A 13,507-nucleotide genomic window follows, 5' to 3' on the forward strand; every position below is an offset into this window, starting at 1 on the left:
CGCATCGTGGATGTTTGCCGCAGTGGGGCAAGTCGAGTTAGCGGGGCGACCGGACTTGAAGACCGTTTTTACCGAATGTTGTCGGGGTCCGGTGCAAAGGGCAGGAACTGGTGATCCCGGTTTTCGCGATTCATTCGCGTGAGGTCCTTCTGAGGCAGGCACTCCATGAACCAACGGCCGTAGGGTTTGTGCACGATGCGCGAATCCAGCAGGGTCACGACCCCGCGATCGGTCGCGGAACGAATGAGGCGGCCGACGCCTTGGCGAAACTTCATGAGCGCCTCCGGCAAGGTCAGTTCGTTGAAGGGATTGCCGCCGCGGTCGCGGATCCATTCGGTGCGCGCCTCCAGCACGGGATGGGTGGGCACTTCAAAGGGCAGCCGGGTGATGATGACCTGCGAAAGGGCTGCCCCGGGAATGTCGATGCCCGTCCAGAAACTATCAGTGCCCAACAACACGGCCTTGCCGGACTCGCGCATGCGTTCGGCTAAGGCGGTGCGGGAGAGTTCCGCGCCCTGACACAGGAGCGGACGCCCGGCCTGTGCGAGGATTGGCTCCAGCACCTCGGCGACATGCCGGAGGTCGGCGTAGCTGGTGAAGAGGACGAGCGAACCACCGGCGACTCGTTGCACGCAGTAGGCAATGTAATCGGCCAGCACATCGAGAGCGAGTCGGGCCTGGTCGCGGGTCGGCAGCGGAATGTCGGTGGCGACGAAGGCGCGAAAATTGCGGGCAAAGTCGAAGGGCGAATGCTCGATCGCGCCGGGAACCTCATCGGCGCCGATGCGCTTTTTTATCGGGTCAAGTCGACCGGCGAGGGCGAGGGTCGCGCTGGTGCAGACCACCGAGGTGCCGCAACCGAAGAGCTCCTCGCGCAGAAAGGGCGCGATGTCGATCGGGGCGGTGCGGAGCGTGATGATGGTGCGGCGGCGGCCGGAGCGCTCGATCCAGTAAACATGTTGGTCGGCGTCAGCGACGGAGAGGAAGCGGCGCAGGCTGGTTTGGTAGGTGCCGATCCGGCGCGCATGCTCGAGCAGGATGTCGCGTTCGCGACCGTCATCGAGCGCGTCGGCTCGCTTTCGCACGGAGCGGTGCAAGGCCCCCAGCGGCCCCTCCAACCAAGGTTCGGCAAACCCTTCCTCGCGGACTCGCACGATGGATTGCTTCAACAACAGCTTGTCGTGCAGGAACGCGAAGAACTGGGTTGCGGCCTCGAGCGCGTCCTCCACGAGCTGACGGTCGGCGGGACCACCATGTTTGACGAGGACCCCTTTGCGCGTCCGAGGGTTGTAGAGCTGCTTGAGCATCCGGTCGGTCCCGTAGGAGCTCAGGTGCAGTCCACAGTGATCGGTGGCCACGGCCGGCACGGTGTGGGCCTCGTCCAGCACGACGAAATCGTCGGGGAAAAGCACCCCGCGGGAGCCACCGTTTTCGCCGGCGCCGGCGGCGATGTGGGTGAAGAGCAGGGAGTGGTTGACGATGATGACGTGAGCCGAACGCAGACGTGCGCGCGCTCGTTGGTAAAAGCAGGCTTCGTGGTCGCAGTATTTGCGCGAGCACGACGAGGAGTCCGCGTTGACCATTTCCCAGACGTCGGGGGAAGGCGGTGGGGTGAGCTCGTGGCGGAGGCCGGTCTCGGATGAGCCGGCCCAGACGGCGATACGTTGCAGCTCGCTGTGTTCGGCCGTGGCAAAGAGTTCCTGTTTGTCGCGCAGGGCGCTGGCGAGGCGGGTGGTGCACAGGTAGTTGCCTTTGCCGACCAGCACGGCGGATTTGAAGTCGGCGTAGGGCTCCAGCTTCTCGTCACTTGAAAACACTCGGCGGCAGAGGGGCAGGTCCTTTTTATCGAGCTGCTCCTGCAGCGCGATGGTGTGGGTGGAGACGATGAGTTGGCGCTGTTGGTCCACCGCTTGCATGATGCCGGGCAGGAGGTAGGCGAGGGACTTGCCCACGCCGGTGCCGGCTTCGAAGAGCAGGGAATCGTCGGCGGACTGGGCGGCGGCGACGGCGCGGGCCATCGCGTCCTGTTGCGGACGATGTTCGAGTTCCAACGCGGAGGTCAGGACCCCGTCCTCGGAGAACAAATACGGCACCAAGTCCGGCGCCTTGGAGGGGGGCGGCGGAGGGGGCAGGGTATCGTCGTATTCCGAGAGGCCGATCATGGACCGGCGGAGGCTCGGCGGCGCGGCGCCGCGCTGCAATTGTGATTTGCCCGGTCGCGGAAATTCCGGAGGCTGTGCAGCATGAAGCAAGACGAGCAGTCACCGGGATGGGCACAGGCGCTGGTCACGTTTTTGCAATCGACTCCGGGAGTGGAGGCCGTGCGAGTGGATCGGGAGGCGCGCAAGGTCGCGGTGGCGACGCTGGGTGGCGTCGACGAGGCGGTCCTGCAGGAAAATTTGCGGGCGGTGATGGAGGCGCTGGAGCAGCGGTGGGGGGAAGGTAGGTCGGCGTCGGCCTTGCCCGCGGCATATCACTGGCAGACCGAGGCGGGGCGCACGGAAATGTCGGCGCCCACTTGCGCGACGGCGCCCAAGTTTTGGACCTGGCGGGAGTTTGCGTGGCCGGATGAAAGCGAAGCGCCCGACCACGATCATGATCACGGGGAGCACGATCACGACGACCACGACTGGCGGGTGTTGGGCGGCTTGGCGGCGGCTTGTGGCGTCTTCGGCTTGGCGGCTTGGTTGAGCGAGCAATCGGGGGCGATACCGGCGCCGGTGGTTTTGATCTTGGCAGGAATCGCGCTGGTGGCCGGGGGCTGGGACGCGGCGGTGGACTCGTGGGAGAACCTTCGGCGCCGAAAATTGGACATCCATTTTCTCATGCTCGCGGTCGCAGTGGGAGCCGTCGCGATCGGCGCTTGGGAGGAAGCGGTGCTGTTGTTGTTCCTCTTCTCGGCGTCGGGGGCGATGGAAGCCTTTGCGATGGATCGCACGCACCGTGAGGTGGACGCGTTGCTGAAAAGTGCGCCGAAGCATGCCCTCCGGGTGGACGCGCAAGGCAAAGAAACCGACGTTCCGGTCGAGTCCCTGGTGATTGGCGATCGCGTGCGGGTGAAGCCTGGTGGCGCCTATCCCGCCGACGGTCGCGTGGTTTCGGGCCAGAGCGCGAGCGATGAATCGACGCTGACCGGTGAATCGGTGCCGGTCGACAAGTCGACGGGAGATGCGGTCTTCAGCGGCACCCTGAACCTGTGGGGGGCGGTGGTGTTTGAAGTCGAGCGACTTCCCGCCGAGAGCACCTTACAGAAGATCATTCGGCTCATTCAGACCGCGCAGAAGCTGCGGGCGCCGAGCGAGCGATTCACCGACAAATTTGGCGGCACCTACACCTTGTTGGTCCTCGGCATCTGTGCGGTGATGTTCCTGGTGTGGTGGCTCGGATTCGGGCTCAATGCCTTCGTCAATACCCCGGACGTCACCTCGGCGTTTTACCGGGCGATGACCCTGCTCGTGGTGATGAGCCCTTGTGCGCTGGTGCTCTCGATTCCGTCGGCCGTGCTCGCGGCGATCGCGTGGGGGGCCCGTCACGGCGTGCTGTTTCGCGGCGGCGCCGCGATTGAGAAACTGGCGGAAGTGCAGACGATCGCACTGGATAAGACGGGAACGCTCACGACCGGTGAACTTACGGTGGTGGGCTACGAAAGTCTGCCGGCTGGCAGGGAGCAGGAGGTGATGGAGTTGGCGTTGGCGTTGGAGGCCAATTCCCAGCATCCGATTGCCCGCGCCATCGTGCGGGACGCCCGGGCGCGCGGTGTCGCGGAGCGCGAGGTCGCGGAATTCAGTTCGATCACCGGACAGGGTGTGCGGGGGCGGCTGGGTGACAGCAAGGTGCTGCTGGGGCGTCGCGAACTTTTGGATACGGGGCCGCTGGCAAAGTGGGCGGGGGACCTGCCGCCGGCGGCGCCGGAACTGGCGGAGGTGTGGGTGATCAGCGATACGCTGGTCGGGCGGGTGTTGTTGCGGGACGAGATTCGGGAGCAGTCGGCCGAGGTTTTGGCCAAGCTGCATCGCCTCGGGCTGAAGTCGGTCATGCTGACGGGAGACCGTCGGCAGACGGCCGAACAAGTCGCTGCCCAGCTCGGTATCACCGAAACCCGCGCCGGGCTTTCGCCCGAGGACAAGGTCGCGGCCATTGGCGAGTTGAAGGCCAACGGCCGGCGGGTCGCGATGGTGGGGGATGGGGTGAATGACGCCCCAAGTCTGGCCGCGGCTGACGTGAGCGTCGCGATGGGCGCGAGGGGAAGCGACGCGGCCCTCGAACAGGCTGAGGTGATCCTGATGGAGGACCGCATTGAAAACGTGCTCTCGGCGCTGCGCTTGAGTCGGCGGGCCAAGGCCGTGATCCGACAGAACCTGGCGATTTCATTGACCGTGGTCGTGTTGATGGCCCTGGCGTCGATCATCGGGGTCGTGCCGCTGGGCGTGGGCGTCGCCGCCCACGAGGGCAGCACCGTGGTGGTTTGCCTCAATTCGCTGCGACTACTATTCGGTCGAAATTCGGGCTAGGCCCGATCGGGTCTTGTCTTTGGGGGCTGAAAGCGGAACAAAAGCGCTGAGCTGGCCACTCAACCGATAGCTTTTCTTACCCAAAGGAAACCCATGAAACAGATCGCAGTGAGCCTGGCGTGCCTGACCCTTGTTCTGTCGGCCGGGTGCACGTTTCCCTCGAAATCTCGCACGGTTGCCCGCTCTCAGGTAGGCGTGATGCACAATGTGGACCTCGGCCGAGTCGTTCAGGTGAGGCCCGTGGTGATCGATGGAGAAAAGACGCTGCTCGGTTTGTCGGGTGGTGCGGCGGTCGGCGGCGCAGCGGCCTTCCCCGGCGGCGGCGCTGGGACGGGCGATTACGTCGTGCAGGCCGCGGCCGCAGTCGTGGGGGCGGTGGCTGGGCAAGCGATCGAGGAAGTCGCCACGCGAAAGCAAGGTCAGGAGCTGACCATCGTGCTCGATAGCGGAAGCACGGTCGTGATCATTCAGGAAGCTGATGACGGTCTCTACCGCGAGGGCGATCGGGTCCAGGTCAACCACAGTCACAACGGCGAAGCGTCGGTGCGGCTGGCGCTTTAAGACACGAGTCCATCGGACCATGAAACCTTACTCCACCGTCGCGCAGGCGCGCTCGGACTGGTTGCCGTTTGTTTGTTTGGGCATCAGCATCCTGTTCGCCGCCGGTTGCGAGAGCACCGGTGCCTCGTCGTCCCCTTCGGCACACAATCCACCGCCGCTGGTGGCCGAGGTCGCGCCCGTTTCCAACTCCGTCGCGCAGGGCGCCATCGCCGAGGGGTGGGATGGCCGGGGGGCCAAGAAAGTTGAATTCGGTCGAGTCGTGCAGTCAGCCCCGGTGATCATAGATGGACGACGCACGGGAGCAGGCGCCTTGGGCGGGGGGCTTGTCGGCGCCGCCGCCACGGTGCCGAAACGTGCCACGACCGGCGCGCTGGTGAAGACCGCCGGCGCCACCGTTGTCGGTGCCGTGGCTGGCGGGAAAATCGAGGAGATCATGACCCGACAGAAGGGGCAGGAGATCCTTATCCGCCTGGAGGAAGGGAAGGTCGTCACCGTCACCCAAGACGCCAAGCACGGCTATTTCCAGGAAGGCGATTTCGTGAAAATCGTGCACGGTGAGCGGGGCGCGTATGTTTCGCTGACCAACCAAACCGAGAAAGAAACGATCAAACGGGCTGAATCCGAGGTGCGCCGTGAGGGCGCTTGGTATGAACGACGTGAGGACGATTCCCGGTAGTGTGCCGGTCGCGGCTTCCTACTTGACGATGTTCACCCAATCCCCGGCGCGCACCCGTTCGTAGAGCTCGACCATTTCCAGGTTCCGCAGCTGCACGCAACCGCCGCTGGCCGGACGTCCGATGCGGTCCTCGTGATTGGTGCCGTGGATGTAGATGTAGCGTTCGTAGGAATCGACGTTGCCACCTTGATTGGTGCCGGGTTCGAGACCTCGCAGCCACAAAATGCGCGCCGTGATGAGGTTGGCCTCGTTTTCGGCCGCACTGAGTTCCTGGTAATGATGACCGGTGGCAACGCGGCCCTTGAACACCATGCCGGGCGGCTGGCCCGCACCGATTCGCTCCGCGATCGCATGCAGACCGCACGGCGTGCCCAGGGAGTCCCGTTGATTGGAAGGCGGCCGGAGACTGGTCGAAACGACGTAGGTTTTCACCAGCTCCGGCCCCTGGTAGAGGCACAGCGTTTGGTCGTTAATGCTCACGTGAAGCAAACGTTCTGCGGGCTTGATGCCGAGGGCGTCGGCACTTTGCATGGCTAGTTCCCAAGGAGACTCCATCTTGAATAATCAGAGCTACGTAGTCGGAATCGTCGGTGCCTCAGGTGCCGTCGGTCAAGAGCTGGTGCGGCTAATGCACGAGCGAAACTTCCCCCTGTCGCGTTTGCGACTCTTTGCCTCGGCCCGTTCGGCCGGCAAGACCTTGCAGGTCGGGGAACAGAAGATCGTCATCGAGGAGGCCAAACCCGGTGTATTCGCCGATGTCGATGTGGCCTTTTTCGCTGCCGGCGGCGGGGTGACGCGTGCCTTGGCGGATGACGCCGTGGCGGCCGGTTGCCTCGTGATCGACAAGAGCTCGGCTCTGCGCATGCGCGATGACGTTCCGTTGGTGATCCCGGAGATCAATCCCGAGGGCCTCACTTCGCACCAAGGCATCATTGCCAATCCCAACTGCTCGACCGCGGTGATGCTGATGGGGCTCTGGCCGCTGCATCAGGCCTTTGGCGTGAAGCGGATCATTGTTTCGACCTATCAGTCGGTTTCCGGTTCAGGTGCCGAAGCGGTGAAGGAGTTGGAAAACCAACTCCTGGCCCTGGTGCATGGCGATCCGGTCAAAAAGAAGGTCTACGCGCCTTACCAGATCGCCTACAATTGCATCCCCCAAGTGGATACGTTTGGCGAGGACGGTTACACGGGCGAGGAGACGAAGATGGCGCAGGAGTCCCGCAAAATCATGGGCCTGCCCGACCTCAAGGTTTCAGCCACCTGCGTCCGCGTGCCGGTGGAGCGTGCCCACTCGATTTCGGTATGCGCGGAATTTGAACGTCCGGTCGATCTGGCCAAGGCCCGCGCGGCCATTGCCGCCTTCCCGGGCGCGGAACTTGTCGATGAACCGAGCGAGCGGAAGTTTCCGACCCCCTTGGACTTTGCCGAGAAGGTGAAGTGCGGGGTGGGGCGCCTGCGCATCGACACCGCCTTCGACAACGCGCTTTCGTTCTGGGTGAGCGGCGACAACCTCTGGAAAGGCGCCGCCCTGAACGCGGTGCAGAACGCCGAACTCATGGTCGAACGCGGGTGGTTGAAGGCCAAGGCCGGCGTTTAACTTTTTATCCACCACCAACGCTGAAACGGTCCCGCAAATAACCCTTGTCAGGGGGTAGCCTGCACCGCTTAGTTCATCCTTCGGCCCGGACGCCTAGCTCAGTTGGTTAGAGCATCTCGTTTACACCGAGAGGGTCGGGGGTTCGAGTCCCTCGGCGTCCACCAGTGCGGCAGGTTCTCCGAACCGCCGGACCGGACCAGGGCCCCAGCTTCGATTTTTCCTCCACAAACCTCACCACCCATCACCATGCGACACACGATCTCTGTCCTCGTTGAGAACAAGTTCGGTGTTTTGGCGCGTGTTGCCGGCATGTTTTCCGGCCGCGGCTTTAACATCGACTCCCTTAACGTCGCGCCGACCCACGACGCGGCCCTGTCTCGCATCACGGTGGTATTGAAAGGGGACGATTCCGCCCTCGATCTCGCGATCAAGCAGCTCCGCAAGCTCATCAATGTCGTCGACGTCACCGACTTCGACAGCGGTCAGGCCGTGACGCGTGAGCTGCTGCTGGTGAAAGTCCAGGCCGACGCGAAGTCGCGTTCGGAAATCCTGCAGATCTGCGACATCTTCCGCGCTAAGATCGTCAATGTCTCCGCCGATGAGGTCATCATCGAGCTTACCGGCGACGAAGGCAAAGTCGCCGCGTTCCTCAATCTACTTGAACCCTTCGGCATCTCCGAGCTGGCCCGCACCGGGCAACTCGCGTTGACCCGCTGACCCTCCCGAACCCCCACCAATTCCCAAATACCAAACCATGCCCGCCAAAGTATACACCGACAAAGACGGCGACCTCAGCCTCTTTAAAGACAAGACGATCGCCGTGCTCGGCTATGGCTCCCAAGGCCATGCCCACGCCCTCAACCTGAAGGACTCCGGCGTAAACGTCATCATCGGCCTCTATAAAGGCTCCAAGTCCGCCGCCGTGGCCAAGAAACAGGGCTTCAAGGTCGTCGAGACGGCTGAAGCCGTGCGTCAGGCCGACGTCATCATGGTCGGCTTGCCGGACATGAAGCAGGCTGAGATCTACGAGCAGGACATCGCGCCGAACCTGACCAAGGGCAAGACGCTGCTCTTCTCGCACGGTCTCGCCGTTCACTTCGACCTGATCAAACTGCCGGAAGACGTCGACTGCATCATGGTCGCGCCGAAGGGCCCGGGCCACATGGTTCGCCGCCTCTATCAAGAGGGCAAGGGCATGCCGGCGCTCATCGCCGTCGCCCAGAACAAGTCCCGCAAGGCCAAGAAGACCGCCCTCGCTTGGGCCAAGGGCATCGGTTCCACCCGCGCCGGGGTGCTCGAGACGACCTTCAAGGAGGAAACCGAAACGGACCTCTTCGGTGAGCAGGCCGTGCTCTGCGGTGGCGCCAGCGCGCTGGTGCAGGCCGGTTTCGAAACCCTCGTCGAGGCCGGTTACCAGCCGGAGATGGCTTACTTTGAGTGCTTGCACGAGCTGAAGCTCATTTGCGACCTCATGTATGAGTCCGGTATCGCCGGCATGCGCTTCTCGATTTCCGAGACCGCGAAGTATGGTGACATCACCCGCGGTCCGCGTGTCATCAACGCCAAGACCAAGACCGAGATGAAGAAGATCCTGAAGGAGATTCAGACCGGCAAGTTCACCAAGGAGTGGGTCAAGGAGCACAAGGGCGGCCTCAAGAACTACAACAAGTTGCTCAAGGCCGGCGAAAAGCACCCGATCGAGAAGACGGGCGCCCGCCTGCGCGGCATGATGCCGTGGATGGCCAAGAAGAACATCAAGGGCGTCGCTGCCAGCTACTAAGCTTCGGCGAATTCAGTTCTCCCAGCGCGGCTCCGGCCGCGCTTTTTTTGGCTCAGCCAAGGGAGCAGGTTGCTCTTGCTGCGCGGCGTGGGCGTGTTGTGTTGAAGGTTCGCCCGCGAACCCAGACCCACCTTGTCCATGTCGAAACTCACCATCGCCACTCGCAAAAGTCCTCTGGCGCTTGCTCAGACCAATATGGTCGCGGCGAGCCTGCATGCGGCCTTGGGGGTCGAGATCGAGCTCCTGCAAATGGTCACCACCGGGGACAAACAAACGGCATGGTCACTGGAGAAGCGGGGCGGCAAAGGTCTGTTCACCAAGGAACTTGAACAGGCCTTGTTGGATGGCCGCGCAGACCTCGCGGTGCACAGCGCCAAGGACCTGCCGGGTGACCAACCGGAGGGTCTGGCCATTGCGGGGTATTTGCCTCGGGCGGATCCGCGGGATGTTCTGATCATTCGCGAAGGGGTGGATCGCCCGAGGACGATTGCCACGAGCAGCCCCCGCCGTCGTCTCCAGCTGGAGATGCTGTATCCGGACGTGGAATACTGCGAAATCCGGGGCAACGTGGATACGCGTTTACGGAAGATTGCCCAGGATGGCGTCGCCGATGCGACGGTCCTGGCCGCCGCCGGTCTTGCGCGACTGGGGATTGGCGAATGGCCGGGGCTGGAGTTTCGCGTGCTGGGGGTTGAAACCATGGTGCCGGCGGTGGCCCAGGCCGCCATCGCCGTGCAATGTCGCAGAGGAGAGGGCGGAGATTGGGCATCATGCTTCGACCCGACCACACATGCTCGTGTGACCTTGGAAAGAGCGTTTCAGAATCGGCTGGGTGGGGGATGTCACACGGCACTGGGGGTTCATGTGACGGCTGATTCCCTTTGGTTTTTCCACGAATCGGTGGGGTTGAGGAGCCTTCCGCTCAGCGAAAGTGAACTTTTTTCTCCCGAGCAAACCGCAGCTAAGCAATTGCGGCACTTTGGGATCTGCGATTAAGTAGTTTCCTACCTTGAATTAGTAGACCCGTTTGGACTTAAAAAGGCGCATGTCTAGGGAGATTCACCTAGACTTCTGGTTACCAAATGCGCTTTATTCGCAAAAGCTCCCGAACGCTTATGAAACATCGACGAAACGCACTCATCGCCGGCCTCCTCTCGGTCGCCCTCTCGCTGTGTGCTGTGCACAACGCATCCGCAGCTGGTCGTGACCCGACCGTAGGCTACACCCCGAACGACCAAACGGTGGAGGGTGATGCGCCGCTGTTCTGGTTTCACTCGGTGACGGTCACTGCGCCCTCCGGTCTCCAGACTGTCGTGCAGCCGAACTTGGTGTGGCGGGTGATCAGTGCCCCGGACGGCGTCGATGATGCAACCGCGTTGAGTTACCTGGAAGTCATTCAACTGCCGGACAATTCCGTCCTCCCGCCCAGCTGGATCAACACCGGCAAGAACCGGGACGAGGCAGAGGTGACGGCTTGGATCCAAGGTGAGGGCGCTTCGCCGAACGACCTTAGCTTTTCGTCCACCAACCTGAAGCGGGCTATCGGTATCTTTTTCCGCGGTCCCTCCGACGCGGTGGCTGGCGACTATGCCTATGGCCTGCGATTTGAAGGATTCCCGGGTGAGGCGGCCCTCCCGGGCGGCGTGGGCACCGTGCTCAACGACGCGACCTACATCAATGTCTTCATCAACAACCCGATCTCGGGCGAGCCGCCGACGGTGGGCATCGCCTCTCCCGGTGACGGAGAGCAATTCACCTACATCGTGGGTGGCAGCCCGGTCATCGTTCCGATCGAAGTGACCGGCGCGGCCACCGATGGCTACGAGGTCACGGACCTCACGGTTTCCGTAAGCGATCGCGGGACGCTCGGCACCAACGAAATCACTTACTCCGACCTGAACACCACGCTCGCCACTGGCTTGGCCTCATTGGGTTACACGCAGGCGGGCATCTACACGGTGTCTGCGACCGCCACCAACAGTATCGGCGAGGCGACGACCTCCACGGATTTTGAAATCCTTCGCGTGGTGGCTCCCCCGGAGCTCTCCATCGTCAATCCGCTTCCCCCGAGTGTGCAGGTTTACACCTACACCCTTGGCGTCGAGACCGGCGCGACGATCCCATACCTGGTGAACGCCACGACCTTTGCGGACGGCGGAGCAGTGGAGGGCATTCAAACCCTCACGCTGACTCGCGACGGCTCCGTTCCGGTGACCCTCACGGGATGGACGATCGGTGAGCTCGACGCCTATGGCACGGGGAGCGAAGTGCTGCCGGAAGGCACCTACACGCTCTACGCGACGACCTCCACTCCCCACGGGACGGATACGGCTTCGGCGACCTTCCAGGTGCAGGGACTTTTGCCTGAGCCGGAAGTCACCATCACCAGCCCAAACAATGGCGCGACTTTCACGCGTATTCAAGGTGACCCTGCCTCGGTGATTTCGTTCACCTACGAAGGCGGTGTCGCCTATGGTGCGATTGAGAGCGTTTCCGTGACCGTGCTCGACGGCGAGGGGCAGCCGGCCGACTTCGAATTTGAATCCTTCGGCGTTTTGACGGGTTCGATCAACGGTTCCGGCACGATCACGACCTCGATTGCCGATAGCTTCACCATCGAAGTCACCGTGGTCAGCGAAGGCGGCACGGCGACCGACAGCATCACGCTCTCCGTGGTCGAGCTGACGGCGGAACCGCCAGTGATTTCGATTGATACTCCGGCAGACGGCGACGTCTTCACCTTTGAGTTCGGCGGCCCTGGCGCGACGGTGCCGGTGAGCATCACGACCGATACCGACTTTGGCACGATCGACGAGTTGATCGCGTCCCTCAGCACACCGAACGGCCCGCAGACGCTGACCCCGGTTCTTGCCGGCATGGGCACCGTCTCGGCCACTGGCACCGATACGCTCGTGCTGAATGCCCCCGGCACCTACACGATCACTGCCCGCAGTGAGACGGCGTATGGTTTCGCGGCGACCAGCAACAGCTTCACCGTGGTGGGCACCTACCCGGATCCCGTCGCGACCATTCTCACGCCTGATGACGGGCTTGAGGTCACTCGCTTCGAAAGCGATGCACCGACGGAAATCACCTTCACCTTCGAGACCTCGGTTTCTTACGGCACGATCGAGGATCTGATTGTGACGATCAATGGCCAGCCGGTCGTTCCGACCCACAGCGGTTTGGGGCAGGCAGTCGTTACCGGTAGCGCCACGATCACTTCGTCCGAAACCGCGAACTACGATATCTCGGTCACAGGTATCAGCGACCAAAATAAGTCCGCGACTGATTCCATCACCGTTACTGTCACGGAGAAGTCTGATCCGGGCGGCGACGACAACTGCCCGACCTCGGTGGCCTGGAAGGGCGACATTGCTCGCGGCAAGGTGTTCTGCGGCGGCGACGATGCGGTCTTGGAATTCACTCTGCACTGCGATGATTGCAGTTCGGTCACGGACCAGGAAGTCGTCGTGGTCGTCGTCGACGAAGACACCGGCGAAGAATGGTATTTCACCTACGGCGCTTCCGCCGGCGATGATACTTATACGATCGACGGGGTCGTCTATTCGGCGTCCTTCAGCACTGCCGAAGGCGATCACACTTATCGCGTTGAGGTCTATCGCCCCAAAGCGGTCGGTTCAGCCGACATGAATCTGCTTTCGTCCAAGCTCTTCACCACCGCGGCGGATTGCGGCTGCAAATCGGACAAGTCCGGGAAGTCGGGCAAATCCGGTAAGTCGGGTAAGTCGGGCCAGTCCTGCAAGTCAGGCAAGTCGGGCTATTCGGATAAGTCAGGCAAGTCGGGCCATTCGGGCAAGTCCGGTAAGGGCGACAACTGCGACTACGACTGGTGGGGGCACTGCAAGAAGAAGGGCGACCGCGGCCACGATTGTGGTGGCGGCAAGTCGAGCAAATCCGGCAAGTCCGACCACTCCAGCAAGTCGGGTAAGTCCGGTAAGTCCGGCAAGAACGACAACTGCGAATACAACTGGTGGGGCCACTGCAAGAAGCAGGGCGACCGCGGCCATGATTGCGGTGACTCCGGCAAGTCGGGTAAATCCGGCAAGGACGAACAGTCTGGCAAGTCGGGCAAGTCCGACCAGTCGTCGAAGTCGGGTAAGTCCGACCGTTACGGTAAGTCCGACAAGCGCGGCGACAGCTGTGATTACAACTGGTGGGGACAATGCAGCAAGAAGGGCAAGCGCGGTCATAGCTGTGGCGGCTCCGACTCCGGCGGCAAGTCCTCGCACCAATCTTCCAAATCCGGAAAGTCGGGCAAACCCGGCCAGTCGAGCGGCAGCTCGTGGGGCTGGTTCGGTTGGTGGGGCTAAATTCACCCGGCTTTGATTTTCAAAGGGACTCTCGAAAGGGAGTCCCTT

At 62.5% G+C, this 13,507-nt stretch carries 10 protein-coding genes and 1 tRNA gene; 9 read left to right on the forward strand and 2 right to left on the reverse strand.

Translation table 11 applies throughout. From position 1 onward, the window contains the following. Positions 1–68: 68 nt before the first annotated feature. Positions 69–2,162 (reverse strand): ATP-dependent DNA helicase, encoded by a 2,094-nt coding sequence (locus AC0MRV_RS18505; protein ID WP_472765997.1) that lies wholly within the window; start codon positions 2,160–2,162, stop codon positions 69–71. Between the two features lie 81 nt (positions 2,163–2,243). Between AC0MRV_RS18505 and AC0MRV_RS18510 the strand changes: the two genes are divergently transcribed. The 3 genes from AC0MRV_RS18510 (at position 2,244) to AC0MRV_RS18520 (ending at position 5,748) form a co-directional block, all read left to right on the forward strand. Beyond that, positions 2,244–4,511, forward strand: coding sequence for a heavy metal translocating P-type ATPase (locus tag AC0MRV_RS18510; protein ID WP_472765998.1), 2,268 nt, complete (start codon positions 2,244–2,246; stop codon positions 4,509–4,511). A 93-nt stretch (positions 4,512–4,604) separates the two neighbouring features. Further along, on the forward strand, positions 4,605–5,072 hold the full coding sequence (locus AC0MRV_RS18515; protein ID WP_472765999.1) for a hypothetical protein: 468 nt from the start codon (positions 4,605–4,607) through the stop codon (positions 5,070–5,072). A 19-nt stretch (positions 5,073–5,091) separates the two neighbouring features. Next, positions 5,092–5,748, forward strand: coding sequence for a hypothetical protein (locus AC0MRV_RS18520; RefSeq protein ID WP_472766000.1), 657 nt, complete (start codon positions 5,092–5,094; stop codon positions 5,746–5,748). Between the two features lie 18 nt (positions 5,749–5,766). Here AC0MRV_RS18520 and AC0MRV_RS18525 read toward each other — a convergent pair whose 3' ends face one another. Continuing rightward, positions 5,767–6,279 (reverse strand): L,D-transpeptidase family protein, encoded by a 513-nt coding sequence (locus tag AC0MRV_RS18525; protein WP_472766001.1) that lies wholly within the window; start codon positions 6,277–6,279, stop codon positions 5,767–5,769. Here AC0MRV_RS18525 and AC0MRV_RS18530 point away from each other — a divergent pair. From AC0MRV_RS18530 to AC0MRV_RS18555, 6 genes are all read left to right on the forward strand, one after another. Continuing rightward, positions 6,278–7,345, forward strand: coding sequence for an aspartate-semialdehyde dehydrogenase (locus tag AC0MRV_RS18530; RefSeq protein WP_472766002.1), 1,068 nt, complete (start codon positions 6,278–6,280; stop codon positions 7,343–7,345). The genes AC0MRV_RS18525 and AC0MRV_RS18530 overlap by 2 nt on opposite strands. Positions 7,346–7,432: 87 nt before the next feature. Beyond that, a tRNA-Val gene (locus AC0MRV_RS18535) sits at positions 7,433–7,509 on the forward strand. Between the two features lie 82 nt (positions 7,510–7,591). Further along, positions 7,592–8,062: an acetolactate synthase small subunit gene (ilvN, locus tag AC0MRV_RS18540; protein ID WP_472766003.1), complete on the forward strand. Its 471-nt coding sequence runs from the start codon at positions 7,592–7,594 to the stop codon at positions 8,060–8,062. Positions 8,063–8,099: 37 nt separating this feature from the next. Further along, positions 8,100–9,125 carry a ketol-acid reductoisomerase gene (gene ilvC, locus AC0MRV_RS18545; protein WP_472766004.1) on the forward strand — a complete coding sequence of 342 codons (1,026 nt, stop codon included), beginning with the start codon at positions 8,100–8,102 and terminating at the stop codon, positions 9,123–9,125. 138 nt (positions 9,126–9,263) lie between these two features. Further along, entirely contained in the window at positions 9,264–10,121 is an 858-nt protein-coding gene (gene hemC, locus AC0MRV_RS18550; protein ID WP_472766005.1) for a hydroxymethylbilane synthase, read from the forward strand. Between the two features lie 119 nt (positions 10,122–10,240). Continuing rightward, positions 10,241–13,459, forward strand: a complete 3,219-nt coding sequence (locus AC0MRV_RS18555) for a hypothetical protein (RefSeq protein ID WP_472766006.1) — start codon at positions 10,241–10,243, stop codon at positions 13,457–13,459. Positions 13,460–13,507 lie beyond the last annotated feature (48 nt).

This window comes from Actomonas spartinae (genome assembly GCF_051209155.1).
GTDB lineage: Bacteria > Verrucomicrobiota > Verrucomicrobiia > Opitutales > Opitutaceae > Actomonas.